General features: G+C 35.1%; 29 protein-coding genes and 1 riboswitch. Of the genes, 7 read left to right on the top strand and 22 right to left on the bottom strand.

Annotated features, from left to right (window positions below; translation table 11 throughout):
* Window positions 1-164: 164 nt before the first annotated feature.
* The 5 genes from ptsP to KHA87_RS03370 all read right to left on the bottom strand — a co-directional run bounded on the left by ptsP (window position 165) and on the right by KHA87_RS03370 (window position 5,786).
* Window positions 165-1,880: a phosphoenolpyruvate--protein phosphotransferase gene (gene ptsP / locus KHA87_RS03390; RefSeq protein ID WP_213092693.1), complete on the bottom strand. Its 1,716-nt coding sequence runs from the start codon at window positions 1,878-1,880 to the stop codon at window positions 165-167.
* Window positions 1,880-2,146 carry a phosphocarrier protein HPr gene (locus KHA87_RS03385; protein ID WP_213092692.1) on the bottom strand — a complete coding sequence of 89 codons (267 nt, stop codon included), beginning with the start codon at window positions 2,144-2,146 and terminating at the stop codon, window positions 1,880-1,882. Before KHA87_RS03385 ends, ptsP begins: the two co-directional genes overlap by 1 nt.
* Window positions 2,147-2,416: 270 nt before the next feature.
* Window positions 2,417-3,688 carry a hypothetical protein gene (locus KHA87_RS03380; RefSeq protein WP_213092691.1) on the bottom strand — a complete coding sequence of 424 codons (1,272 nt, stop codon included), beginning with the start codon at window positions 3,686-3,688 and terminating at the stop codon, window positions 2,417-2,419.
* The gene (locus tag KHA87_RS03375) at window positions 3,679-4,839 is read right to left on the bottom strand and encodes a DUF58 domain-containing protein (RefSeq protein WP_213092690.1); all 1,161 of its coding nucleotides are present in this window, start codon (window positions 4,837-4,839) and stop codon (window positions 3,679-3,681) included. Before KHA87_RS03375 ends, KHA87_RS03380 begins: the two co-directional genes overlap by 10 nt.
* Window positions 4,836-5,786, bottom strand: coding sequence for an AAA family ATPase (locus KHA87_RS03370; protein ID WP_349305576.1), 951 nt, complete (start codon window positions 5,784-5,786; stop codon window positions 4,836-4,838). Before KHA87_RS03370 ends, KHA87_RS03375 begins: the two co-directional genes overlap by 4 nt.
* 195 nt (window positions 5,787-5,981) lie before the next feature.
* On the opposite strand from KHA87_RS03370, the gene KHA87_RS03365 reads away from it, so the two are divergent.
* Entirely contained in the window at window positions 5,982-6,173 is a 192-nt protein-coding gene (locus KHA87_RS03365; RefSeq protein ID WP_213094231.1) for a YkvS family protein, read from the top strand.
* A 47-nt stretch (window positions 6,174-6,220) separates the two neighbouring features.
* On the opposite strand, the gene KHA87_RS03360 is transcribed toward KHA87_RS03365, so the two are convergent.
* Complete coding sequence (locus KHA87_RS03360) at window positions 6,221-7,264, bottom strand: YkvI family membrane protein (protein ID WP_213092689.1); 1,044 nt, start codon at window positions 7,262-7,264, stop codon at window positions 6,221-6,223.
* A 317-nt stretch (window positions 7,265-7,581) separates the two neighbouring features.
* On the opposite strand from KHA87_RS03360, the gene KHA87_RS03355 reads away from it, so the two are divergent.
* Window positions 7,582-9,720 carry an ATP-dependent Clp protease ATP-binding subunit gene (locus tag KHA87_RS03355; RefSeq protein ID WP_213092688.1) on the top strand — a complete coding sequence of 713 codons (2,139 nt, stop codon included), beginning with the start codon at window positions 7,582-7,584 and terminating at the stop codon, window positions 9,718-9,720.
* Between the two features lie 170 nt (window positions 9,721-9,890).
* On the opposite strand, the gene KHA87_RS03350 is transcribed toward KHA87_RS03355, so the two are convergent.
* The 3 genes from KHA87_RS03350 to KHA87_RS03340 form a co-directional block, all read right to left on the bottom strand.
* A complete protein-coding gene (locus tag KHA87_RS03350; protein ID WP_213092687.1) occupies window positions 9,891-11,585 on the bottom strand; it encodes a M3 family oligoendopeptidase in 1,695 nt (564 codons plus the stop codon).
* 107 nt (window positions 11,586-11,692) lie between these two features.
* Complete coding sequence (locus tag KHA87_RS03345) at window positions 11,693-12,142, bottom strand: MarR family winged helix-turn-helix transcriptional regulator (RefSeq protein WP_213092686.1); 450 nt, start codon at window positions 12,140-12,142, stop codon at window positions 11,693-11,695.
* 343 nt (window positions 12,143-12,485) lie between these two features.
* Window positions 12,486-12,758, bottom strand: a complete 273-nt coding sequence (locus KHA87_RS03340; protein ID WP_349305551.1) for an aspartyl-phosphate phosphatase Spo0E family protein — start codon at window positions 12,756-12,758, stop codon at window positions 12,486-12,488.
* A 227-nt stretch (window positions 12,759-12,985) separates the two neighbouring features.
* Between KHA87_RS03340 and KHA87_RS03335 the strand changes: the two genes are divergently transcribed.
* Window positions 12,986-13,312, top strand: a complete 327-nt coding sequence (locus tag KHA87_RS03335) for a YkvA family protein (RefSeq protein WP_213092685.1) — start codon at window positions 12,986-12,988, stop codon at window positions 13,310-13,312.
* 177 nt (window positions 13,313-13,489) lie between these two features.
* Here KHA87_RS03335 and KHA87_RS03330 read toward each other — a convergent pair whose 3' ends face one another.
* Window positions 13,490-14,587 carry an ATP-binding protein gene (locus tag KHA87_RS03330; protein WP_213092684.1) on the bottom strand — a complete coding sequence of 366 codons (1,098 nt, stop codon included), beginning with the start codon at window positions 14,585-14,587 and terminating at the stop codon, window positions 13,490-13,492.
* 364 nt (window positions 14,588-14,951) lie between these two features.
* On the opposite strand from KHA87_RS03330, the gene KHA87_RS03325 reads away from it, so the two are divergent.
* Window positions 14,952-16,697, top strand: coding sequence for a B12-binding domain-containing radical SAM protein (locus KHA87_RS03325; protein ID WP_213092683.1), 1,746 nt, complete (start codon window positions 14,952-14,954; stop codon window positions 16,695-16,697).
* Window positions 16,698-16,700: 3 nt separating this feature from the next.
* On the opposite strand, the gene KHA87_RS03320 is transcribed toward KHA87_RS03325, so the two are convergent.
* Both KHA87_RS03320 and KHA87_RS03315 read right to left on the bottom strand, forming a co-directional pair.
* Window positions 16,701-16,853, bottom strand: coding sequence for a hypothetical protein (locus tag KHA87_RS03320; RefSeq protein WP_213092682.1), 153 nt, complete (start codon window positions 16,851-16,853; stop codon window positions 16,701-16,703).
* The gene (locus KHA87_RS03315; protein WP_213092681.1) at window positions 16,846-17,013 is read right to left on the bottom strand and encodes a hypothetical protein; all 168 of its coding nucleotides are present in this window, start codon (window positions 17,011-17,013) and stop codon (window positions 16,846-16,848) included. Before KHA87_RS03315 ends, KHA87_RS03320 begins: the two co-directional genes overlap by 8 nt.
* 190 nt (window positions 17,014-17,203) lie before the next feature.
* Between KHA87_RS03315 and KHA87_RS03310 the strand changes: the two genes are divergently transcribed.
* On the top strand, window positions 17,204-17,401 hold the full coding sequence (locus KHA87_RS03310; RefSeq protein ID WP_213092680.1) for an alpha/beta-type small acid-soluble spore protein: 198 nt from the start codon (window positions 17,204-17,206) through the stop codon (window positions 17,399-17,401).
* A 26-nt stretch (window positions 17,402-17,427) separates the two neighbouring features.
* Here KHA87_RS03310 and KHA87_RS03305 read toward each other — a convergent pair whose 3' ends face one another.
* The 10 genes from KHA87_RS03305 to KHA87_RS03260 form a co-directional block, all read right to left on the bottom strand.
* Complete coding sequence (locus KHA87_RS03305; protein ID WP_213092679.1) at window positions 17,428-18,447, bottom strand: anti-sigma-I factor RsgI family protein; 1,020 nt, start codon at window positions 18,445-18,447, stop codon at window positions 17,428-17,430.
* Complete coding sequence (gene sigI, locus KHA87_RS03300; protein ID WP_349305550.1) at window positions 18,444-19,193, bottom strand: RNA polymerase sigma-I factor; 750 nt, start codon at window positions 19,191-19,193, stop codon at window positions 18,444-18,446. The genes KHA87_RS03305 and sigI overlap by 4 nt, the downstream gene beginning before the upstream one ends.
* A gap of 139 nt (window positions 19,194-19,332) precedes the next feature.
* On the bottom strand, window positions 19,333-20,100 hold the full coding sequence (locus KHA87_RS03295; protein ID WP_213094229.1) for a TerC family protein: 768 nt from the start codon (window positions 20,098-20,100) through the stop codon (window positions 19,333-19,335).
* Between the two features lie 27 nt (window positions 20,101-20,127).
* A riboswitch (yybP-ykoY riboswitch) is annotated at window positions 20,128-20,287 on the bottom strand.
* Window positions 20,288-20,354: 67 nt separating this feature from the next.
* Window positions 20,355-20,825, bottom strand: coding sequence for a hypothetical protein (locus KHA87_RS03290; RefSeq protein WP_213092677.1), 471 nt, complete (start codon window positions 20,823-20,825; stop codon window positions 20,355-20,357).
* A gap of 3 nt (window positions 20,826-20,828) precedes the next feature.
* Window positions 20,829-20,978, bottom strand: coding sequence for a hypothetical protein (locus KHA87_RS03285; RefSeq protein ID WP_213092676.1), 150 nt, complete (start codon window positions 20,976-20,978; stop codon window positions 20,829-20,831).
* Window positions 20,979-21,101: 123 nt separating this feature from the next.
* The gene (locus tag KHA87_RS03280) at window positions 21,102-22,670 is read right to left on the bottom strand and encodes a peptide chain release factor 3 (RefSeq protein WP_213092675.1); all 1,569 of its coding nucleotides are present in this window, start codon (window positions 22,668-22,670) and stop codon (window positions 21,102-21,104) included.
* Window positions 22,671-22,737: 67 nt separating this feature from the next.
* On the bottom strand, window positions 22,738-22,977 hold the full coding sequence (locus KHA87_RS03275; protein ID WP_213092674.1) for a YueH family protein: 240 nt from the start codon (window positions 22,975-22,977) through the stop codon (window positions 22,738-22,740).
* A gap of 22 nt (window positions 22,978-22,999) precedes the next feature.
* On the bottom strand, window positions 23,000-24,046 hold the full coding sequence (locus KHA87_RS03270) for a DmpA family aminopeptidase (RefSeq protein ID WP_213092673.1): 1,047 nt from the start codon (window positions 24,044-24,046) through the stop codon (window positions 23,000-23,002).
* 44 nt (window positions 24,047-24,090) lie between these two features.
* Window positions 24,091-24,588 carry a type I restriction-modification system subunit M N-terminal domain-containing protein gene (locus tag KHA87_RS03265; RefSeq protein ID WP_213092672.1) on the bottom strand — a complete coding sequence of 166 codons (498 nt, stop codon included), beginning with the start codon at window positions 24,586-24,588 and terminating at the stop codon, window positions 24,091-24,093.
* 71 nt (window positions 24,589-24,659) lie between these two features.
* Window positions 24,660-25,715, bottom strand: a complete 1,056-nt coding sequence (locus tag KHA87_RS03260) for a M42 family metallopeptidase (protein WP_213094228.1) — start codon at window positions 25,713-25,715, stop codon at window positions 24,660-24,662.
* Between the two features lie 170 nt (window positions 25,716-25,885).
* Here KHA87_RS03260 and KHA87_RS03255 point away from each other — a divergent pair, with 170 nt between their 5' ends.
* On the top strand, window positions 25,886-26,332 hold the full coding sequence (locus KHA87_RS03255; RefSeq protein ID WP_213092671.1) for an OsmC family protein: 447 nt from the start codon (window positions 25,886-25,888) through the stop codon (window positions 26,330-26,332).
* A 76-nt stretch (window positions 26,333-26,408) separates the two neighbouring features.
* Window positions 26,409-26,567, top strand: coding sequence for a hypothetical protein (locus tag KHA87_RS03250; RefSeq protein WP_213092670.1), 159 nt, complete (start codon window positions 26,409-26,411; stop codon window positions 26,565-26,567).
* Window positions 26,568-26,633: the final 66 nt, after the last annotated feature.

Raw genomic sequence — 26,633 nt, 5'->3', positions numbered from 1 at the left:
ACCGGATGCAATTCATCCGGCAAATAAAGGGGGAAAAATTAGGAAAGAAATGGCTAACCCAAGTTTGCATCAGTATACCATAGCTGCACACAATTACTTGAGAATACTTATCTATTCCACCATTTATCCCCCGATAAACTTCATTCCATATTACAAGTTTGTGACTAAATCGTTGCTTTTTTTACAGCTTCTATAACTTCTTCTGTTGTTTGCAGATGAAGTACTTGCTCTGCAAGCTTTTCCATCTCTGCCTTGTTTAGTTTTTTGATTTGGGCTCTTGCTTTTAAAATAGAAGAAGCACTCATTGAAAATTCATCAAGACCTAAACCAAGCAAGATTGGAATTGCCAATTCATCTCCAGCCATTTCTCCACACATGCCTGTCCATTTTCCTTCTTTATGAGACGCATCAATCACCATTTTCACTAAACGCAAAATGGCAGGATTGTATGGTTGATATAAATAAGAAACACGTTCATTCATACGGTCAGCAGCCATTGTGTATTGAATCAAATCATTTGTTCCAATACTGAAGAAATCAACTTCCTTCGCAAATTGATCTGCCATAACAGCTGTTGATGGAATTTCCACCATAATTCCAAGCTCAATATTATCAGCAATAGCAATACCGCTATTGTTTAAGTTGTCTTTTTCTTCTAATAATATCTGCTTGGCTTGACGGAACTCATTTAACGTTGAAATCATTGGGAACATGATTTTTAAGTTTCCATATACACTGGCACGTAGCAGTGCACGCAGCTGTGTACGGAATATGTCTTGCTCCTCAAGGCAAAGTCTTATCGCCCGGAAACCTAGAAACGGGTTCATCTCTTCAGGAAGATTTAAATATGGCAGTTTTTTATCTCCACCAATGTCTAGAGTACGTACAACAACAGTTTTTCCATTCATTCCCTCTAAAACAGCTTTATAAGCTTCAAACTGTTCCTCTTCAGTAGGAAGCTGATCTCTACCCATATATAGGAATTCCGTACGATAAAGTCCGATTGCCTCTCCGCCATTATCTAGTACACCTTTCAAATCATTTGGAGTACCGATATTTGCAGCTAATTCTACATGATGTCCATCCATTGAAACTGTTTTTTCGTTCATTAGCTTGGCCCATTCGGCCTTTTGCTTTTCGAAGTTTTCTTGTTCTTCCTTGTACTGATTTATAATTTCTGGGGTTGGATTAATATGTACTTCTCCATTAAGACCATCTACAATAAGGAAGTCCCCATTTTGAATTTCCTCTGTAGCAGATTTTGTACCAACTACCGCTGGAATTTCCAGGGATCTTGCCATAATTGCAGAGTGAGAAGTGCGTCCGCCAATGTTTGTTGTAAATCCCTTTACAAAATTACGATTTAATTGAGCGGTATCAGAAGGTGTTAAATCCTCCGCAACTACAATAACTTCCTCTGAAATCATGCTTGGATTAGGAATTTTCACCCCTAATAAATGGGAAAGAACACGCTTCGTTACGTCACGAATATCTGCTGCGCGTTCTCTCATATATTCATTATCCATTTGTTCAAACATCGTAATGAACATATCAGTTGTTTCTTTTAATGAGCTTTCAGCATTAATTTTATTCGTTTTAATATTGTCTTCAATCGGTGTTATAAGCTCAGGATCACTTAATACTAGAAGGTGTGCATCAAATATAGCGGCTTTATCCGCTCCTAGTTCAGCACCGGCACGCTCGCGAATTACTTCTAATTCCGATTTTGCAGCGGCCATGGCTGCTTGGAAGCGGGCAACTTCCTGATCTGCCTCTTCAATTGTTTTCTTTGAAAAGGACAAATCAGGCTCTACTAGTCGATATGCTTTTGCAATCGCAATACCATTTGAAGCCGCAATTCCTTTTAAAATGGTTGACATTATTCGCCTAAACCTTCTTTTTTCATTAAATCTTCAAGGGCATTCAATGCATCTTGTTCATCGCTTCCATTCGCACTGATGCTTATTTGAGCATCTTTACCGATACCTAAAGACATTACACCCATAATGGATTTAAGATTTACTTGTTTACCGTTGTATCCAAGTTGGATATCTGAATCAAACTTACTTGCTGTTTGTACCAGTAATGTTGCTGGACGAGCATGAATTCCTGTATCTGCAATTACTTTAAATTGTTTTTCTACCATTTAAATTTCTCCTTTACATTAATAAATTAAAGTGTCTACTTCTTATAAAAATAATCCACAAAGTACGATTCGTCAATCATTTAACTTTGAACAGCACTTAAAAGGAAGATTCTGTATTCATCTAATTTTCTCTCAGCTTTGTTTCACTAATTGAAATATATTGAACACGTTTAAAATGATATCATTCTACAAGGTGAAAATTCAAATATATCATCTGAGGTTAATATTTCCTGCTCCCTATATGTTATGAAATACATTTGGCAAAAAATATTACTTTTGATGGATCTTTATGATTTGGTTTTTTATTTCGTTCCATTCTGCTCCAAAATACTGTACATCTTGATGTGAAGCATTGATGGAACCATAGCGTACATGTTCATATATGGAAATCCATTTTTCAGTCGCTTGGATATCTAAGCGATTGAGCCAATTTCTAACAGATTCGGATCCATGTCTTTCAACATGTAGTTTTTTGGAAAGACGCTCTAAATCAAGAACATATTTACGAATTTGCTGCCTGGATTTTGAATAGTAGTTGGTGTAATTTTCCTCTTTCCTACCTACCTCTTCTAAAATCTTAGAGGAAATTCTCCGAGGCTGCTCATTTCTCTCTTCCACACTATTGAGCTTTATTTTATACCTGTGTAAAATAATCCAAATAATGATAGAAGCAACAATGATTATCCCTAACACGATATACATATTGTAGTGGTCAGTTTGTACTTTTTGCAAAATCTCTCCTTGTTTATCTTCCGGTACCCCTCGCTCTGCTAGTTTCTCCGATACATCCTGTAAGCGCTTTTCCCATTTTGCATTACCTTTATCAAAGTATGAAATAAGTAAATTGATTACAGGGCTTAAAAGATTAACAAGAAGCAAGAATATTTTATTGATAACAAAGGATAATCCACCTTTAATGAGACTGGCTATAGATGAAACTACTGTAGTAATGATAATGGGTATGATGAATAGTAAAACACCAAAACTAAAAAATGCTTTTTTCGGTGGATGTGTACTTTCCACATATCTTTTAAAAAATGTTCCATATGAATATAGTAACAATTGGAGTAGCGGAAATAGTATAAGTAAGTATCTTGTTTTTCCACCTGTAATATATCCAATAAAATACATGGAAACAAATATAAGAATAGTTGCTAATAACCTTCTGCTTAAAAATTCATCCGCGTCTTCATAACCATCTTCCGTATACAAAACTTTAAGTCTCCAGAAAGAAAAGAGAAATAGTAAGATACCCTCGAAGAATACCAAATGACTTAACCAAGTACCAACAATGATTATAGGAATCGCACTACAATAATATGCACTAGTGAATCGTTCAATGTGGCCATTGGAAAAGAGTAATGTAGCAAACGACACCAAAAACAAAATCGCTAGTAGTGTCCAGCTTATTGATTTTCCATTAGGAAAGGAAATGGCGTATTGAAGGAGAGAAAAGATAATTGCTTCACTTAAAAACTTCCTTTGTACTTCAAAAATTTTCAGAGAATTAACTTTTCCGGTTAGCTTTGATTTTAATTCCATAATTCCATTGCCCCTTGGTCTTCAAACGATTTGACGGAAAAAACCATAGATCCTTTTTTCGAAAAGCTTAAAAGTGTTGCATGAGTGAATGAATCCACTTTTCCAATATGAATGATATATGGATAAGATATGCCATTTTGAAAAATATTCTTTAGCATTAGTTTATATGGAATTGTAAAGGAAGCAACGGATAAATAAGTCAATAAGTCAAATGCTCTTTGTCGATGCTGTCTTCCTTCACCTTCATTTAAAAAGTAATACATCGATTCCCCAAAAGTTGTAACATTTATTGCCAGTGCAAATGGAATGTTTTCTTTAACTGCATAATCAACGAGATATGCACAGTGACTAATATTTGTTTCCAAATCTGCATTATTTCCTTCCACATTCATCAGCATCAGCCACGTTTTTGCACCTATTGCTGAAAATACCTTTGTTTGCAGCTGTTGTGTTCTGGCACTAGCTTTCCAATGAATGTATTGAAAAGGATCACCCGACTGATACTCCCTCGTTCCAATAGGCTGTAATGGGTCAAAATAAATAGAGGTCTGATTATATTGAGTTCCTTGTAAGAAGTAATAGTCCTTATTAGTGGTTTTAACCGATTTTCTCTCTGGAAAGATAAGTTTTTTTCCTCCAAGCATTTTATTATTTTGCAAAATAACCTCACCCGTTCCAAACAAATGAGGTATTTTAATCTCTATACTTTGAATTCTAGAAACTCCTCTTTTAATTGCTTTCACAGGGATGTTAATATCCACTTGTTCATTGCGCCAAGCTTTAAAAGGAATGCTTACCTCCACTTTGGAACTGAGATCTATAAATGGATGTTGGGTCGGTTCCACCTTATTAGTAAAACCTATGCGAATTGTCCCTTTTATAATAGGAAGCCCCTTATTCACAAAAGACAATTTCCATTCATCGATATCATGAACATTTAACCTGACTGTTGATCGGTCATTTTGCAAAATTAACCCATTTCCTACAAACTTTAAGTAGAAATAATCAGCTAATGTAATAAGAGAACCAAAAATAAATAAAGACAATAACATGGCAGATCCGAAAAGAAAGGATAAGACTGCTAAAACGATCATTAATTGCCCAAGAAATACAGCACTTTTTTCTTGGATAATCTCTTTATCCCAAATCATTTTGTATACTCCATTTCCACAGGTGTGGAAACATTTTGAAGGATATCCGCCAATATTTCCTCCGCTGTCTTTGTTAAAGACGCTTCTATTGTGACATGGAGCCTGTGTTGGATAATATTTGGCGCGACTGCTTTCACATCATCCGGCGTAACAAAATTCCTACCATTGATAAAAGCATATCCCTGGCTGGCGCGGAGGAGTGCCAAACTTGCCCTCGGACTCATACCAAATTCAATGTCCGGATGCTCCCGAGTTTCTTTTGCAATTAATAGGATGTATTTCTCAATATCTTCGTGAACTTGAACCTCTTTCACTTCCATATGCAATTCTTTCAATTGTTCAGGGGCCAATACCGAAGTCAGCCGATCAAGCCGATTTCCCACTATATGTTTTCTAAGTATTTCACGTTCTTCCTCAAATGATGGAAAGTGAATGGAAATCTTCATGAAGAAGCGGTCAAGCTGAGCTGCAGGAAGCGGGAAAGTTCCTTGTTGAGATTCTACTGGATTCTGAGTAGCAATTACCATAAATGGCTCCAAAATCGATAAGGTTTCCCCATCGATGGTTACTTGCCTTTCTTCCATGGCCTCCAAAAGGCTTGATTGAGTTCTAGGAGTGGCACGGTTAATTTCATCAGCGAGTAAAATATTAGTCATAATTGGACCTGCTTTTAATTCAAATTCCTGTGTTTTCGGGTTAAAAAAATGGATTCCTGTTACATCGCTTGGTAAAACATCCGGTGTAAATTGAATCCGTTTAAATTCAACATTTAAACAATTGGCAAAAGCTTTTGCCAGCATTGTTTTTCCTGTTCCAGGAACACTTTCTAATAAAATATGGCCGCCTTGTAATAAAGCGACAATCATCAAATCAATCTCTTTATCTCTTCCGATAATAACCTTCGCTATTTCTCCTTTTAATTTCTCTATGTATTCCTTCAAATAAATTCCCCCTTCTGTCAAATTTCACTTTATATAAAATGTAACAAATAAAACAAAAATTGTCATGTTTTCGAATTTTCTTATATTAGCAGGTAATACTTTTGTAATAAAATATCTTGAAATTTTCTAAAATATGGTGCAAACTGTTAACTAAGTAAATTGAAAATTATAAAATCACCTTTTAAGATAGGGGAGATGGCGTTGAAAAAAGCCGATGTTGGTAATCTCATTGAATTTAGAGATGGATTACAGGGGATTGTGGAAAAGGTAAATGAAAATTCCGTAATTGTTGATTTAACATATATGGAAAATTATCGCGATCTTGAACTGGAAGAAAAGACAGTTGTAAATCATAAAAACTACAAAATTATCGCAACAACTACTAAACGATAACGTAAGCAGGAACCAAAGAAATGGCAACGCCATTTCCTTGGTTCCTCTTATTTTATCGCTTTTTTATAAGGCTTTATCCAAAGTAAAAATATGAATAATAAACTAAAATATCCAAACAATGGATATAGATATGATAATAAGGTCCCATAATGAAAATAACTTAAGCAGTAAATAATGATTAATATAATAGTAAAAATCCAAACTCTATGAATGGAAAAGTATTTGCTGAATTGCTTTTCTAATCCGTATATATTTCCAATCAATGATGTGAAAATTTCTCCAAAAATAATTAATACATAAATGAAATAGATTCCAATAAAGGAATTCTTCACAATTGCAGCCATAGGAATTTCATAAAATTGCACATTAGGAAGTGTTATAAGTGTAAAATGGCTAGATATTAAAATTAATGTTAAAAGAATTCCTCCTATAATTCCTCCCAGTTTAACTACTTTTTTATCTTTAACCTCCCCGGCAATTGGAACAAGGACTGCTTGAGCAAGCGCCAAATTAAAGGCTGCATAAGAAAAAGGTGAAACTACTACCTTCCAAATATTTAGATTGGATGGTATTTCAATTAGTCGGTCAAAAAACTGCCAATGGGTAACAGACGTTGTCATTAATAAAAAATTAAATAAGATCATGATAGGGACAACAAATGTATTAACTGCGAATATCCCTTTGGATCCAACCGCCATCACCAAAATAGTCAAGCCAATGGTAAAATATACTCCAATCCATTTTGCTATACCTAGTTCCTGCTGAAAAACTGCCCCTGCTCCTGACAACATGACAGCACAAACACCTATTAACATAATCATCATAAAGATGTTCATAATCTTTGCTAAAATGCTTCCAAATAAATATTCATTTAACTCTTCATAAGAGTTAGCTTTTAAATCTATTGCCTTAACCATAACCTTCGATCCTAACAGAATAAACAAATAGCCCGCCAATAAAATAGCTAAAAAACCAACAAAGCCGTACTTCGTAAAAAATTCTACAATTTCCTTCCCGGTTGCAAACCCTGCTCCAATAACAGTCCCTACATAGACTGCTGCAACTTGAAAAGCACCTACCCACTTTTTCACATTGCATCTCCTTTCAACAGAACAGCATTATTAAACAATATGTACAAGCAATCAAAATAAGACTGAAAAAGTAAAAAAGTATGAGTTGCACTTTGGAAAAAACTTTTAGTCAGAAATAGTCAAAAATAGTTTACAAACTAATTTTATGGATGTATACTAATCACACAAGGTCAAAATTAGTCAAAAATACCTTGTAATATATGTTTTCATTCAAGAAAGGGTTTATAATAAAAAATCCTTTTTCTTTAAATTCGATTGGTCAAAGTTAGTCAACATCAAAATACATGCATTTCTTGCTTTGAGGAGGAATGATTTAAATGTTATGTCAAAAATGTAATCAAAACCAATCTAATATTCAGCTTCATGTAAATATTAATGGTAAAGAACAAAATATGTACCTATGTGCATCATGTTATCAACAAGAAAAAACGAAAATCGGCAGTTCATTTGGAGGTTCACCTATGATGAATGGACTTGGCGGATTAGGATCTATAGATGATTTATTTAAGGGATTTGCGCAAGATGGGAAGCAATTGGATAGCCAACCAAAGACTGCACAGCAAAATGGTGGTGGCTTTTTAGATCAATTTGGCCGTAATCTCACCGATATGGCGAATGCAGGATTAATTGATCCGGTAATTGGTCGTGATAAAGAGATAAAAAGGGTCATTGAAATTCTAAATCGCCGAAACAAAAACAATCCTGTCCTCATTGGTGAACCTGGTGTAGGTAAAACCGCCATTGCGGAAGGATTAGCATTAAAAATTGCAGAAAATAATGTACCTGCAAAATTGAAAAATAAAAAGGTTTATTTATTAGATGTGGCATCTTTAGTTGCGAACACCGGAATTCGCGGTCAATTTGAGGAAAGAATGAAGCAGCTTATTGGCGAGCTTCAAAGAAGAAAGAATATCTTGCTCTTTATAGATGAAATTCATCTATTAGTAGGAGCAGGCTCTGCCGAAGGCTCTATGGATGCTGGAAACATCCTGAAACCAGCTCTTGCCCGGGGTGAGCTTCAAGTTATTGGAGCTACTACTTTAAAAGAATACCGTCAAATTGAAAAGGATGCAGCATTAGAGAGAAGATTCCAGCCTGTTCAAGTAAACGAGCCAACTTTAGAAGAAACGATTCATATATTGAATGGATTGAAAACAAAATATGAACAATATCATCAAGTTACTTTTACCGATGATGCAATTCATGCATGTGTTCAGTTATCCAGCCGTTATATTCAAGACCGTCATTTGCCTGACAAGGCGATTGATTTAATGGATGAAGCTGGTTCAAAATTAAACTTAACCATTGAAACAATGAATAAAGAAGATATTCATGCACGTTTAAATGAAATTCAACATCAAAAGCAAAAGGCTCTAGAAAATGAAAACTATGAGGAAGCTGCCAGATTACGAGATGAAGAAGCAAAATTAGATGCACAATTAACATCTAACACAACGGTGGAAAAACCTGTTGTGGAAGCCTCACATATCCAAGATATTATCGAAAAGAAAACAGGAATCCCTGTAGGGAAACTACAAGTAAATGAACAAGAAAAAATGAAAAATCTTGAAGAACAGCTTGCAGGTAAGGTAATAGGACAAGAGGAAGCCGTTAAAAAGGTTGCAAAAGCAATTCGCCGCAGCCGTGCAGGACTTAAATCTAAAAACCGCCCTATCGGTTCCTTCCTTTTTGTCGGTCCAACAGGTGTTGGTAAAACAGAATTAACCAAAACTCTTGCGCAGGAATTGTTTGGTACTAAGGAAGCGATGATTCGTCTGGATATGAGTGAATATATGGAGAAACACAGCGTTTCAAAATTAATTGGTTCACCTCCAGGATATGTTGGCCATGAGGAAGCGGGTCAATTAACGGAAAAAGTACGCCGCAACCCATATAGCATCATCCTACTAGATGAGATTGAAAAAGCGCATCCAGATGTACAGCATATGTTCTTGCAGATTTTAGAAGACGGCCGTTTAACAGACAGCCAAGGTAGAACTGTAAGCTTTAAAGATACTGTAATCATTATGACAAGCAATGCTGGTGTAGGTGTAAAACCAATTCATGTAGGATTTGGCAATAATAATGCCGTGAAGGAAGCAAGTATCCTCGAATCATTAGGAAGCTTCTTTAAACCGGAGTTCCTTAACCGATTCGACAGTATTATTGAATTTAAGTCTTTACAAAACGAACATCTATTAAAAATAGTTGATTTAATGCTAGCGGAGCTTCAAGAAACTTTAGCAGAACAACAAATTACATTTGAAGTTACCAATGAGGTAAAAGAAAAGCTAGCGGAATTGGGCTATCATCCTGCGTTCGGTGCAAGACCATTACGCAGAGTTATCCAAGAACAGCTTGAAGATGGTATTACTGATTTCATCCTGGATCATCCAGATCAAAAAGCATTAATGGCTGTCGTGAAGGAAGATACAATTTCAGTAATGGCTAAGTAGGATTCCATGTGATTGAAATGAACAGCACGAACTCTTCTTTATAGAGCATGAAAAAGGTGATGAACGGCACGAAAACCTTGTAAAACGGCACAAAATCAGAGGTTTAGCACTATCACCATCCACTATAAAATGTCTAAAAACCCACCCGTACGAACGGGTGGGTTTGCTTTTTATAATTTTTTATCATCCACTTTATCAAGCCAGCTTTGAATCGTATCCACTACGGACTCTACACATCCATCTTCGAATGGAGAAATAAGATTTGCCTCTGCCACAAGACCAGTAAAGGATTTGCTTCCACCTTGTTTACATAAATGTAGATAATCCTTCCATGCTTCTTCATGATTTTCCTGTGACTTTTTCCAGAATTGGAATGCACAGATTTGTGCCAAAGTATAATCTATATAGTAGAATGGAGAATTGTAAATATGACCTTGTCTTTGCCAGAAGCCACCACGATTTAAATAATCATTGTCATCGTAATCACGATGCGGCAAATATTTCTCTTCAATTTCCTTCCATGCTTGTTTTCTTTCTGCTGGTGTCGCACTTGGATTTTCATATACGAAATGCTGGAATTCATCCACTGCAACACCGTACGGTAAAAATTGAAGTGCGCTGCTTAAATGAGAGAATTTATACTTCTCTGTGTCTTCTTTAAAGAAAAGTTCCATCCATGGCCATGTAAAGAATTCCATACTCATGGAATGAATTTCACACGCTTCATAGGTTGGCCAATTATACTCAGGAATTTCATACGAACGGCTAGAATATACTTGGAACGCATGTCCCGCTTCATGAGTTAATACATCGATATCTCCGGATGTTCCGTTAAAGTTAGAGAAAATAAACGGCGATTGATAATTTTCGATATATGTACAATATCCACCACCAGCTTTTCCTTTTTTCGCAACAAGATCCATCAGATTCTTTTCATTCATAAAAGAAAAAAATTCATCTGTTTCAGGAGATAGCTCTGCATACATTTTCTTGCCATTTTCAATAATCCATTCAGGAGATCCCTTCGGTGTAGCGTTTCCGGATGTATACTCAAAGCCTTCATCATAGAATTTAAGCGCATCAACTCCAATTCGTTCTTGTTGACGCTTTCTTAGCTTAGTTGCTAGCGGAACGATATAGTCTTTCACTTGTTCACGGAACTTAGCAACCATTTCCGCATTATAATCCGTACGCGCCATACGATAATAACCAAGTTCAACAAAGTTTTTATAACCTAGTTTCTTGGCAATTTCATCTCGGACCTTTACTAATTGATCGTATATATTATCAAACTCTTCCTCATGCTCTGCGAAGAAGCCAAATCTTGCATCATTTGCTTTACGACGCATGTCACGGTCTTTTGATTCCGTAAAAGGCTGCAATTGTGCTAGTGTTCTTTCTTCTCCTTCGAACATAATTTTTGCGGAAGCTACAAGCTTTGTATATTCGGAAGAAAGCTTGTTTTCTTTTTGCAATAGTGGAATGATTTCTGGAGAAAATGTTTTCAATTGTGCTTCCGCTAATGCAAATAGCTGAGTTCCCCATTTTTCCTCGAGCTCTGGACGGAATTTAGACGATACTAATGCTTGATAATATTTTGAAATAAATCCCTCTACAACAGGAGCAATTTCATCCATATAATCATTTTCTGTCTTATAAAATTCATCGTTTGTATCGACTGTATGACGGATGGAACAAAGATTAAACATTGTGCCAAGGCTGTTTCTAATTTTATTAATACGGTTCATCGATTCACTTTGCTCTTCGCTGCTTGCGGCATTTTCAAACTTTTCAAGCTCCGCTTTAAAAGCCGCTTCCACTTCTTCAATATTCGGTCTTTCATATTTATAATCTTCGAATCTCATGTCATAACACCCCTTGATAATAGAATACTCTCATACTATTCGACATTATGAAAAAAAAGTCCTCTATTAATTGCAAAATTAAAAAGCACCTTTGAAAAAGATGCTGTCTAGATTAGTGTTTTTGTATGATAACCAATATTCTTTAACAACTTGATGGCAGTTTCCTTTTCCTCAGGGGTTAAGACGGACATTATGTTTACAATACGACGCTGATGTTCCGGAAAAATAGCATCTATTAGTTCTTTTCCTTTCTCCGAAATATGTGCAAAAGTCACGCGCCGATCTTCAGGACAGGACACCCGATATAGAAGTCCTCTTTTCTCTAATTTGTCAACTACATAAGTGATACTTCCACTCGCCAAAAGGATCTTCTCCCCAATTTGTTGTAATGGCTGTTCTCCTTTATGATATAACAGCTCTAAAACTGCAAATTCTGTTGGGTGTAGGCCGCAATTTTGAATAAATTGATTAGAATATTCATTTATAATGCGGAAAGCTCGGGATAATACAATAAATAATTTTAAGGCTTCTTGTTCATCTTTCTCCATAATAATCATTTCCTTTTCATCAATACATAAAATTATTGATATTATAAGGACTTTAGCAATAATTGTCAATTAAATACTTATTAGACACAAAATTTAGGGTAGATTATATTCTTTTATATGGAGTATTAAATTTTAAAACGATAATTTGAGGCAAGGGCTAAGAATTTTCTACTAAAAAAATAATGAAAGGTTAACTCTATTTTTAATAAAGCTAACCTTTTTAATGTATTTGGAAAAAATTGATGGCGGTATGGAAGCTATTACAAGAGAGGCACTATTCTATATGAATACTTTACCATTTGAGGATTTTCAATAGATGAGAATACATAAACCATCATTTTATATTTATATATTAGAGCATTCTTTTTAATTGCCTGCGTGAAATGGATTGACCTGACTTGCAATACAAAATAAAAGACATTTCTTTTACAATACCGTTAGAGCCTTGATTATTTCCTTCTTGCATGAGGTATTGATATTTATTTAGAAGCTCATCCAATTGCTGGCTGCAGGCGACTGTTTTTTTGTCCGTCAAACCATAGCATTTTCCAAGATCAATCATTTCCTCGCGCTTTTTTTGAATCTGATATAAATAGCTGTTTTCAATTACCGTATCACTATACACAATTACTATCTCCTTCAATTCCAATATTGTTCAATATCCGAAATATTTATTACCTTGAGAATTATCGCAGGTATTGACGAAAAAGTAAATAGATTCGCAATATTAGACAAAACTTCTAAAATAGTTGCTAATTTCAACATTGTTCACCTGTGCTTTCGACAAAAACAGAGTAATTCGACATTCTCTATTCTAATCAATAAAAGAAATTATTATCAGTTGGTAAAAGAATGCTATTTAAAAAACTATTTGGAAGAATTGCATACAAGCTATTTTTCAAAGAAGCGAAAAAATATATGAATGAACCAAATAAAACAAAATTCCTACTCTCACGCTCTGAAAGAAAAGCCCTGAACCACAAACTGACATTAGGGAATGTATGGAGAAAGTTATCATTGCTGATACAATGGTTGAAATCATGGGTTACAGGAGAATATCGGAATGTTCCATATAAAATAATCATTATGCTAATTGTCGGTTTAATATATTTTGTTTCATCTATTGATATACATTCCCGATTTTTTTTGGAGTTGGCTATTTTGATGACGCAGCCGTGATTGCGTTTATCTTTTCGCAAATAGATAAGGATCTGTTTCAATATTTGGAGTGGAAAGAAATCAAGAATATTGAATAAAACAAGAGGGATGCTCAAAATGGTGACTGACACCATCGAGCATCCCCTTTACAATTTGAAGAAAATGTTTGCACAATTGGGATAAACACTTAGCGGTCTGCTATTTCTTTTTAACAGGAATATATAGATGAAATTTTGTTCCTACTCCAACCTTGCTTTCTACTTCTATTTTGCCTTTATGTTCTTTAATAATTTTATAGCTTACCATTAGTCCGAGTCCTGTTCCGCGTTCCTTCGTAGTATAAAATGGTTCTCCAAGCCGCTTTATTTTGTTTTCGGGAATCCCTTCACCCTCGTCTTCGATTACAATATGTATAAATTCACTTGGGATATTATTAATTTTTACCGTTATAAATCCGCCGGTAGGCATTACTTCCATGGCATTTTTAATAATATTAATGAAGACCTGCTTCATTTGATTTGGCTCACAAAAGCTTTGTGGAAGCTGTTCATCATATTCGATTTTAAACTGGATATTATTCATTAATGCTTGGCCATTCAGAAGCTCCAGCGTTTCATTCATTACCGTCCTCATATCTGAATTTTTAAATTGAATTGCCTGAGGCTTAGCAAGGATCAAAAACTCTGTAATGGTTGATTCTATTCTTTTTAATTCAGACATAATTACCTTAAAATACATGGAATGATCTTCTTTCATACTCATTTCCAATAATTGAATGAATCCTTTTAATGCGGTCATTGGATTTCGAATTTCGTGGGCAATCCCTGCAGCAAGTTCCCCCACTACACTAAGAGTATCGGATTTTTGCAGCTGCTCCTGCAGGGCAATTTTTTCAGTTACATTCCGAATAACGGTTAAACTTAAATTAGAGGTCACATTCCCTTTTGAACTAATTTCGAAATACTTATTTCCATTTACAGCAGGAATAGAAACCATGGAATCTGTTGTCCCCATTTTTTCTAACTCCTCTAAATGACTTTCTACCTCATCCTTTATCCTTCCATCGAAAAGAGCCCGAATATTTTTCCCGATAATATCCTCTCTATAAGAGTTTAAAATCATCGCGGCAACAGGATTTACATCGACTATTTCATATTCGCGGTTCCAAAGAATCATCCCATCTATCGCTTCTTCAAAAAGGCTTCTATATAGCGCGTCACTTTGCTCGAAATGAAAGTGTTTTTGCTTCGCGTACGTCCCCTCACCACTTGTCATTTTTTCATCGCTAATTTCCATTCACACTCTCTCCTATTTATTCTTACATCCGATATAAAATTTCTATATAAATTTATAAATTTTTACAAAATTTTTGGACATATTCTTTATTTTCGGTGCCTTCGCAAAAATTCCTGCGTATTTTATTATTTTTAAGGGCACTTTTCTTTAACTTTGCAATTATTTTCATTTAAATCCCGATTTACATCCTTATTTTTATTAAAATACCCCAAAATTTAATTATATTAGAATTAATAATAAGTTTCGATAAGCAAGACTCCATTGATAAAAAATGGACAGACATTGAGGTTTATCTATAGTTGGGTTAAAATAAATTGATTAAAGTAGTATTGCACCGATTTTGAAAGAAAGAGAGTTAAACATAATGAATGTTGTTGTCAGTACATTAAACGCCAAATATATTCATACTAATTTAGCGATTCGCTATTTAAAAGCATATGCAGCTCCTGAATTTAACTTAAAATTAGCAGAATATACAATTAAGGATCCGGTAATGAATATTGTATCAGATTTATTCTCCAAAAGACCGGATGTATTGGGATTTAGCTGTTATATTTGGAATATAGAAGAAACTATTCAAGTAATAAAAGTTATCAAAAAAATTATGCCGGAATTAGTTATTGTGCTTGGTGGTCCTGAAGTAACGTATGATTTTACCTATTGGCTGAAACAATTACCGGAGGTTGATTACATTGTAGTTGGTGAAGGAGAAGAAACCTTTAAACATCTGCTTCAGGAGCTAGAAGGCTCAAGGAACTTTGAAAATGTACAAGGTATTTCTTTCATGAAGGATGGAAAACCAGTTATTACACCTGCACGTAATAAGATTGATTTAAAGCAACTCCCTTCCCCTTTTCATTTTGAAGAGGATGTGCAGCATCTATCCAAGAGAGTTATATATATAGAAACAAGCAGGGGCTGTCCATTCAACTGTCAATTTTGCCTATCCTCTATTGAAGTAGGAGTTCGTTACTTTAACCGTGAAAGAATAAAAGAAGATATTCGTTTTTTAATGGACCATGGAGCAAGGACGATAAAATTTGTAGATCGTACCTTTAATATAAGTCGCAGCTATGCCATGGAAATGTTTCAATTTTTAATAGATGAACATAGACCAGGAACTGTTTTTCAATTTGAAATTACTGGCGATATTATGAGACCTGAGGTAATTAACTTTTTAAATGAAAATGCTCCGAAAGGTTTGTTTCGATTCGAAATTGGAGTCCAATCAACAAATGATCTAACAAACGAGCTTGTAAAGAGAAGACAGAATTTCGAAAAACTATCAAGAACCGTGACGATGGTAAAAGAAGGTGCTAAAATTGATCAGCATCTTGATCTTATTGCCGGTTTACCTGAAGAGGATTATCACTCCTTCAGAAAGACATTTAATGATGTTTTTGCCCTTCGTCCAGAAGAATTACAACTAGGATTTTTAAAAATGCTAAGAGGTACCGGGGTCAGATTACGGGCAAAAGAGCATGATTACATTTATATGGATAATGCTCCATATGAAGTTCTTGGTAATAATGTCCTGTCCTTTCATGATGTTGTCAAAATCAAACAGGTTGAGGATGTTTTGGAAAAATACTGGAATGATCACCGAATGGACGAAACGATCGAATATTTGGTTACACATGTATTCGATACACCTTTTGACTTTTTCCAAGAGTTCGGCACATATTGGGATGAACAAGGCTGGAGTCGAATTGGACATCAACTGGAGGATTTATTTAAAAGACTAAGTCAATTTCTTCGAAGCAAGCATTCTAAGCATATAAAAATGGTAGAAGGGCTTATGAAATATGATTATTTGAAGCAGCACCGTTATAAGCCTAGAAAATCGTGGTGGGAGAAAAATATTAGCAAAGAAGAAAATACAGCGGTCTTTGAATTTATAAAGGAAAATCCGGAACATTTAGGTCTTACATTTCTAAAGTTATCGCTTTCTGAGAAAGATTTAATAAAGCATACAATATTAGAAGAGGTTCCATTTGAAAGTACGGACTATTTACAGTCAAAACAGATAAAGGAAAAATCATCTTATTTGCTCGCATATTTCGATCCTAATACAGGAAAGTCCTCCATTTTTCCAGTTCAGAAACAATAATGCCTATTTGGCATTATTGTTTCTTTTTTTATTATCCTGCTTTTTATCATCCTTTTTCGCAGCTTGGCTTAACTCCAAAAATTTAGTCGCATTAATATCACCTAATTCTGAGCCAAGCTCTTCACTAAAAGTAGTATTTTGTTCCCGCTCACTCATTCTCCTTGCCTTGCCTTCCTTTTTTTGAATTCCGATTTGCATGTTTGGCTGCTTCTTCTCCACTCGAATATTCAGTAGCAAATTCTGATTCAGCAAGATTCTTTATTGGTGTTTTATTATTTTTTAACGCTGCATCTCGTTCAGCTTTTCTTTTTACCATTTCTTAATTCCCCTTTTCGCCAATATAGATATTTCATTGATATGTTTTCCATAGGTCATGAATTTTATCAAATAATCTCTATATAATTGTTGTTTGATGTTCAACATTTTACCACTTATGTTTCTTCATTTTTAATTCATACTATTACTACACAGCAACAATATTTATACATTTGAAGGGAGAAAGATTCATGACTAGAAGCAGTAATAAGCTATTGGTTCCTGGTGTGGAACAATATTTAGATCAAATAAAATTCGAAATTGCGCAGGAATTTGGTGTTAATCTTGGATCAGATACCGTTTCAAGAGCGAACGGTTCTGTTGGTGGAGAAATCACAAAACGCTTAGTAAAACAAGCACAATCCGAATTATCTGGGTTTCATAAATAATAAAAAAAGGAAAGGAAAATATCATTTTATTTTCCTTTCCTTTTGTTTTCTTTATTATTTTTACGATGATGATCATGATGATGCTCTTGCATTTTAAGGAGTTTTCTATTTTGATGCCAATTTTTTAATTTGTCTTTGTCGTGAAATTGGAGCCACTTTTGTTGATTCCATTCCTTCCTTTGAAAAACCTTCACCGCATGCTCTTTTTTCTTCTCGATATGCTTTTGCTTATGAAATTTTTTGATTGGTTTGGCTTTATCCAGTCTCTTATTGCTTTTTTGGGTATGGATTCCATGTTTTTCAGAAGGGTGCATTTTTTCTTTTTCTAAGTTGGTTAGTTCCGATTGGACATGCTCCCGATCTTGATTCGATTGTTTTGCCCTTTTATCCTTTTTTAATTCTTTATCAATCAAATATTTACCAGTGGATTTACCGCTTTTTAATGCACTCTCTCTTTCGTTCATCGAAGCATGTACCACTTTAAAGCCAGCATGTATACTTTTGGCCACCGGAGCTAGGCCTTGGACTTTTTTCTTTAGCTGTACATTTTCTTTATTTTCACTTTTTATTACAGATGTAATAACGACATTTGCATTTTTATCTATATATCCCAGCGATTTACTTTGAAGTATAACTTTTTTGGCAATATCCTCAAAGTTTTGTTTTCCTTCCACTTTTACCTTTGATAATACCTTTTGGCCATCTTGATTTAATGCTTTTGTGCCAATTACCTGCAAATTTTTATTTAGAACCAGCTCCACACTCTGATTTGCATCATCAATGGAAACATAAGCATACGCTTTATCTTGGTGAAATAAATTCAAGAGTAATGCACTGATAATAAACAAACTAACTATAGCTAAGCTACTTATTTTAGCAGGAACTGAAATTTGTGGGAAAGGGAATTTTTTTTGATAAGGATCAAAGGCTATTTCATCACCTATCTCATAATTATCGTGAGGTTTCATGCCTTTTACAAAATCTCCATCAGGAGTTAGCATGACCAAGTATTTCTTCTTAATATCAAGTATGACTCCTTTTATCATCCTTCTACCCTTCCTTTTAGATACTCCTGCAAATACAGGAAATCTCCTGCTAAAATTAAAGCAACGGCTATTATATATTTACGGTTCCGTTCTAATGTTTTTCGACTTACAATTACTTTTTTTTCCAACAATTTCATTGGCAGTTTCTTATTTTCTTGTAATTGTTGTAAGAGTTCTTGGTCTTCCACTATTACTTTTGCGGCAATGAAAGCATTGATTCTTGCATCTTCATGCTTCGGGGAATGCTTAATTAAATCATTAAAGGAGAGCTTATACATTTTCAATAATTCTTGAAAACGTAAAATTTCCTCTCTTCTTTTTTCCTCATCCCTTTTTATATTAAATTCTTCAATGGATATATTATCCTCTATTAATTGTACTGTGCCATTTGTATCGTTATCATTGGTGCCTAGCTGCATACTTATCTCTTTATATTTAGAATTACTTCTTATATAATCAATTACTTTTCTTTTGATAATTACTTCTGCAAATGCCAGTAAAGAAGCACCTCTATCGTGATCGTACTTCATTATTGCTTCATGAAATGCAATTAGACCAATGCTAAACTCATCATCACTATCATCTATATATTGCTTGCATACAGAAGAAACCGTTTTCTTAATAAAAGGCTTATATTTTAAAAGCAGATCTTGCAATGCTGCTTCATCACCTTTTTGTATGGAAACGACTGTTTCTTCAAGTGATTTATTTTTTTCCTTTAACAGCAAATTTAGCATTGTTTTCACCCCATCCTACTATTATACCATGGATGGAGAAATAGATTCTTTATCTATGAAATTACAAAAATATTTCAATCAATATAAATGTACGACAATCTTTTCTGTTTTTTGTGGGTAATATAAAAAACTTTTTTTAGACAAATTATTACATACCTTGATTCATTCCAGGGTTGTTTTTTCTGGCGGATACATATCCGGTAAACATAATCATGATTAAAACTAGCCAAAAAATAATTTTCCATGTAAATGACTCAGGAAAATGTGCATCCAATAATCCTAATTTTTCATGTGAAAGTGTTAGAATAGCAAGCTTTATACCAACCCAGCCTACTATAAGGAATGCAGCTGTTTCCAAGCTTGGATATTTTTTCAGAAGTTTTACAAAAGCATTTGCTGCAAAACGAATGATGATCAATCCAATTATCCCCCCAAGCAGCATGACCAAAAATTGTCCCCCATCTATTCCGCCAATACGAAACCAGCCGGCAGGTTTCAATGTTATCGCAAGAGCTACGGATGCAAGCATCGAATCAATAGCAAAAGCTATATCGGCAATTTCTACTTTTAAAACAGTCATCCAAAACGAGGATTTTTTGTCTTTTGCTTCAATACGCTCTTTGTTTAAATCTTTTTTCCTTTTTATTAAATGATGAATGGAAATATACAATAAATAAAGTGCACCAATAGCTTGTATTTGCCATACATCTACTAAGAAGGTTATTAAAAATAATGCAGAAAATCGAAACAGAAATGCTCCAGCAAGCCCATATAAGAGTGCCTTCTTTTGTTTTTCCTGAGGCAGGTGTTTCACCATTACAGCCATAACTATTGCATTATCTGCAGCTAATATCCCTTCCAATCCTACTAACACTAATAACACCCATCCATACTCTAACAATAATGAAGCATCCATTGACATTTTTTCCTCCCTATTACTTGCAACAATAACCCTATAAAGGACGCAAAAAAGACCTCTGCCCTTTATAGGCAAAGGTCTTGCTAGACATATGTAATGTCAACAAAGCCGATGGAATGCTCCATGTAATGACGACTTCGTTTAGATGCTTTCACATCCAAAGCTACTCCCCTTTGACATTGTCAAAGTATTATTTTTTATTATTGTATCGAATAATAAATGGATTGGCAATAAATAAATTTCCCTATATTTCATGTGGAAGATTTTGAATTCCTTTTCAGAATACTTGCGATAATATTTCCAATTATTATGCCAGGTATTAGAAAGAGTATAGGAAGAAAAATAGGTCCTATTAAAAAATGATGAATTTTGATTAGCGGCGAATACATGAGTCCAATTGTTACAAAATAGGCACCAAATGCGAAAGGAAGGTAACTGTATTTTTTTACTTTTCCCTGTGCCGTTTTATAGGCATCCCACATGGCATACATATATAGACAAGGATAGAACATCAGCCATTGATAGTTGATTTTTTCACTGGCTAATACAGTTTCACCTAAAAAACTCAGCATAATCCCTTCATTAAAATTACTTTTAACGTTAATAAGAAACTCTAATAAAATGAACAAAATTCCTTTAACAAGTGACCCAGATAATAACTGTGCAAAGCCTGGCAGTGCGATACTCCATAAAATTGCCTCTAAAGGCTCAACCTTCTTCATTTCTTAACCTTTATATGTAGTTGTTTGTTCATTATCATTTGATATAGGATATTCGTCCATTTCATTAAGATCATCATAAAGGTCCTCTGGTCCATTTAAATAAGAAATCCAAAAATCCGCAAAATCAAATGGAATTCCATCTTTTGAGCTCATATATTTTTCCTCCGCAACATTGAACTAATCATCCATAATTTGCCCATACCAACAGGAGTTTATGCTTCTTTCTCCATTTAAAAAAAATAAACAGGCAATGTATTTACCTGTTTATCGAAGTTATTATTCCATTGGATTACTTAGCTTAATCTCAGGATGCTTATCCTGAAACCATCTTAAAGCAAAATCATTTTCAAATAAAAATAGTGGTTTATCAAATCGGTCTTTAACAAGCATGCTTCGTGAACTGGAGAGCGATTCGTCTACTTGAGCTTCATCGATCCAACGCGGTATTTTGGAACCGATGGACTCCATAATAACATCAGAATTATATTCATTTTTCATGCGATGCTCAAATACCTCGAATTGCAATTGACCAACCGCTCCCAAAATATAATCTTCCATTCGGTATGTCTTATACAATTGAATAGCTCCCTCTTGGACTAGCTGTAGCACACCTTTATGAAAATGCTTCTGCTTCATCACATTTTTCGCTGAAACCTTAACGAATAATTCAGGAGTAAATTGCGGCAGCTTCTCATATTGGAGCTTACCCTTTCCAGCTGATAAGGTATCTCCTATCTGATAGGTTCCTGTATCATAAATACCAATTATATCTCCACTTACAGCATTGTTTACTGTACTTCTGTCATCCGCTAAAAATTGAGTGGATTGAGAAAGCTTAATAGGTTTTCCAGTTCTCGATAAAGTAACATTCATTCCCCGTTCAAATTCCCCAGAGCATATACGTAAAAAGGCAATTCGATCACGATGTGCAGGGTTCATATTTGCTTGGATTTTAAAGATAAACCCTGAAAATTCTTTCGATGTAGGATCAATAAGTCCTTCGTTTGAATTACGAGGTTGCGGTGGTGGTGCAAACTGCAAATAGGTTTCTAAAAAGGTTTGAACCCCAAAGTTGGTTAAAGCACTACCAAAGAAGACTGGTGTTAATGTTCCATCTGCAATTCTCTCATGGGAAAATTCATTCCCTGCTTCATTTAATAGCAGGATCTCCTCCAGTGCTTGTTCATACAGACCTGACTGTTTCATCTTTACGGAATCATCGCTTATTTCTCCGTCTTCGTTAAGCGGAATAAATCTTTCACTATCTTCTACACGAAATTGTTCGATTCGATTATAGTGACGATCATAAATTCCGAGGAACTCCTTCCCCATCCCAATTGGCCAATTCATTGGGTACGACTCGATTTCCAATACCTCTTCTAGCTCAGCCAGAAGCTCTAATGGACTCTTCCCTTGCCGGTCAAGCTTATTAATAAAAGTGAATATTGGTATACCCCTCATACGGCATACTTTAAACAATTTAATCGTTTGATCCTCAATTCCCTTTGCAGAATCTATAATCATTACAGCACTATCTACAGCCATTAATGTTCTATAAGTATCCTCACTAAAATCCTGATGTCCAGGTGTATCCAAGATATTGACGCGATATCCGTCGTACTCAAATTGCATAACCGAGGATGTAACTGAAATCCCTCTTTGTTTTTCGATTTCCATCCAGTCGGATGTAGCAAACTTCCCTGATTTCTTCCCTTTTACTGTTCCAGCCGCGCGGATTGCACCACCAAACAATAGTAATTGCTCTGTTAATGTTGTTTTCCCCGCATCCGGATGCGAAATTATAGCGAAGGTTCTACGTGATAAAACCTCATCTTTTAAATTCATGGTGTAAGTTCCTTTCATACCTTGATTCGAAAAAAATACAATTGTCCATAACTACCATTATCTTTTATTACATTTCCCTTGTCCACCCAAATATTTTTAATGAAAGTTCTTTTGCCTGCACTTCATTTATTTTCTCTTTCAAGCTATTTTCCCATCGTGATAAAAGCATATGTCTTTCATCATCATATGTAAAATACGTTGACCACTCAATACTCGGAACGGCTACGACAAAATAATCATCTTTCTTATTTTCATATATAAAAATATTATCCTGCTGATTTACAATAGCTGTTTTTCTAATTTTCATCCTATTCACCTCCATGACCCGTCTATTTTTTTAACGCGTCTATTATTACAGAAGGCAGTTTTTCTGCAACCCTTCCCTTTCTTCCTGTTGTCGTTTCAGCCTGCAGCAATGAATTTAAGATGGCTTCTTCTGTAGCTTCTGCCGCTGCTTGAAAAAGTATATTCATCACGGAATGATCATCTCTTAATACAGAGGAGTGCTCTTTCTCCTCAACGTTATTATGTGGATATTTATTGGCATTGGAAAATGCTATTACAATATCACCACTGCCATGATGCATATAGCTGCCGATTCTTCCTAATCCAATTGTACATCTTTTGGACAAACGTTTTAATTGTCGATCTGAGAGGGGGGCATCTGTCGCAAGAATCATCATGATGGATCCATCCGGACGTTCCATATTGTCATCCTGTTTGATTATATCAAAATAAAATTCATCTTTCTTACCAAAATTACTTTGGACAAGAACACCTACTGTATAAGACTTCTGATCAGAAAATGGAATGAGTCGGGATGCGCAGCCAATACCACCTTTGTAACCAAAACACATGGTTCCTGCCCCGGCACCTACTGCACCTTCCGCGACTTGGTGGTTTGAAGCAGTTTTAATTGCTTCCATCACTTGATTGGGGGTCACAGCGAGCATACGTGCGGAATTCAAATAACTATCATTACATTCCCCAACTACAATATTAATGGAGCTAGTTGAATCACCGATTTCTGGATTCTCATGTAGCATATATTGCAGGGAACCATTCCAAGCATTACCCACACAAAATGTATTTGTTAATACGATGGGGGATTCAATCAGTCCCAGTTCCTCCACTTGGACGAGACCGGTTGTCTTTCCAAATCCATTCGCAACATAGCAAGCAGCCGAAACCTTTTCTTTAAACAAATTCCCGCTATGTGGTAAGATTACTGTTACACCAGTGCGTATGCATTCTTCAAAGCTTATATCTTCCCTTAATGTTATGTGTCCAACGCGAACCCCTTCCACATCAGTTATACAATTCTTTGTTCCTGTTTGTAATGTACCAATTTTAATCCCTGCTTCTCTAGCCTTCATTTTGCTCCCTCCATATTAATTCATACCTAAAATGCTGGTAATATTTAAAGTAGAAATTTTGAATAATAATGGAAAATCGGTAATTCCTGAATGCTGATGTCTTTTTCTTTTATCCAATATTCTAATTGTTGTATTTCTGATTCTTTTTCCATTTGAGTTTTATCTGTCCAAGGATAAAAATCCAGAATGTTTATGATTTTAGCAAGCGAAAAATCATCCATGTCCCATTCTATATAAGAAGGAACCAGCGTTTGGAATGCTTGATGAAACCGGTGGGATAGTTGGCCCTTCTCCATTATTAGAGTATTCCATCTTGCCGTGTTTGGAATATATGCCATCTTATAATAAGATGGCTCTTCAATTAATTCATCAACTTCTTTTACACAAATTCCCCTTACTAAAAAATCATTGCGTATTTCTACTCTTTCCTTTTCAAATTGGTCCGACAAGAGTTTGAGAGTTAATAATTCTATTAAATTTGATTCCTTATAATGTTCCAGAGTAGCATTGCATTTTTCTAAAAAATCGGATATCCCTATCACTTTCTCATCCCCAATTGAAAGAGGTGTCCCTAGAGTTGTAAATTAGGGACACCTTCTAAAGATTTTTAAGATTATATGGATACCATTTCTGAATTCACATAAGCAAATAATAATTTTTCCGTATTTGCGATAGAGGTCTCATGTGTTCTTTCAAATGCATGAGATGACTCGATTCCCGGTCCAACTAATCCATGAACAATATCATGACCAGCACGAATGGCTGCTGAAGCATCAGAACCATAGAAAGGATAAATATCCACCTTGTATTCAATATCATTTGCTTTTGCCAGATTCACCAAATGCTTTCTTAAACCATAGTGATAAGGGCCACTTGAATCCTTTGCACAAATTGAAACTGTATATTCATCGGAGGTCTGTCCGTCTCCAAGAGCACCCATATCTACTGCTAGATATTCTAATGTCTCGGGCGTAATATTAGAGTTTCCTCCATACCCAATTTCCTCATTATTTGAAATAAGGAAGTGAGTTGTGTAAGGGAGTTCCAATTTATTTTCTTGAATATATTGGATTAAACGAAGTAAGATGGCAGTACTCGCCTTATCGTCTAAATGTCTTGACTTTATATATCCACTATCCGTAATTTCCACTCGTGGATTAAAAGATACAAAATCTCCTTCTTCAATACCCAGAGCACGTACCTCTTGTTCATTCATTACTTTCTCATCAATACGCACTTCTATATTTTCTTCATTTCTTTCCGCTTTTCCCGCATCCTTATAGACATGTACGGATTGCTGGTGCATTAGAATAGTTCCTGTATATATATCCCCTGCTGAGGTTTCTATTTCACAATATTCGCCTTCCACGGAATTCCAGCGAAAGCCGCCAATCATTGTAAGCTTTAATCTTCCATTCGCTTTTACCTCTTTTACCATTGCACCAAGAGTGTCAACATGCGCTGTAAGCATTCTATGCTTCTGATTATCTTTTCCCGGAATCGTAATCAAAAGACCGCCTTTCCGATTTCTTGTCATTTCAACCTTCGATTCCTTTAAATAGTTCTCGCAAAAATCAATGACACGCTTCGTATTCCCTGATGGACTTGGAATAGAAACAAGCTCTTTTATTAACTGCATTGTCTCTCTTGCATTACCGTATGTAATCATCATATATCTCTCCTTTTACTGCATAAAAAACAGTCAGTTTCCCCATTTTTAATGAGGATAACCGTATGACATTATTATATTAGAAAATTCCGAAATAATACAGTTAAAAGCTTATATATACTGCTATTTTTAATACTATTATATAATGGAAAGAAAAGGAGTGAAGGATTATGGCAGAACATCATTTCCATTTAAAAGCAGATTGGCCGGGTGGCAGGAATAGTGTTGGAGAATTGGAATGCGGAAATTTAAAAACCAAGATTTCTATTCCTCCAGAAATGGATGGCCCTGGTGTCGGAACAAATCCGGATGAAATGCTTCTTGGAGCTGCAGCCACATGCTATATTATTACGTTGGCAGCTATGTTGGAAAGAAGGTCCATTGAGGTAAGTAGTCTTACAATGGAATCAGAAGGTATTGTTGAGGTAGAAAAAGGCGTTATTACATATAAAAAGATAATTCATCGTCCACATGTTATTTTAAAAATAGAAAATGCTGAACAGGCACAAAATGTGGAAAAATTAGCGGAAAGAGCGGAAAAAAGCTGTATGATTTCAAGAGCGATCGAAGGTAATGTAGAAATTGGCTTGGAACCAATCATTGAAATAGAAAAGTAAGGCTTTATTTGGTCTTATTAAATTATAAATGATGGGTAAACTACCACTATAATAATAGGAGGTGCGTTTATTCATTATGCTTAAGAAAAAATACGAAGAAGAACCATCCATTGCCCCAGGAATGAATGATGCGGAGGAACTTAACCGTGATGCTTCGAATGAAGAAATCGAAGAAGGTGAGTATACTAGTGTAACCACGCTTTCCTGGGATGAAGTGGATCCAAGTGAGGACTGACCATTGTCAGTCCTCTTTTCTTACACTATCTTCTTTTATAAATAATATTCAAAAAGTATTCATATT

The sequence above is a fragment of the Bacillus sp. FJAT-49736 genome (assembly GCF_018343615.1).
Classification (GTDB): domain Bacteria; phylum Bacillota; class Bacilli; order Bacillales; family Bacillaceae_C; genus Margalitia.
The sequence above is the reverse complement of the archived record's forward strand: the minus strand, read 5'-3'. Positions and strand labels throughout refer to the sequence as shown.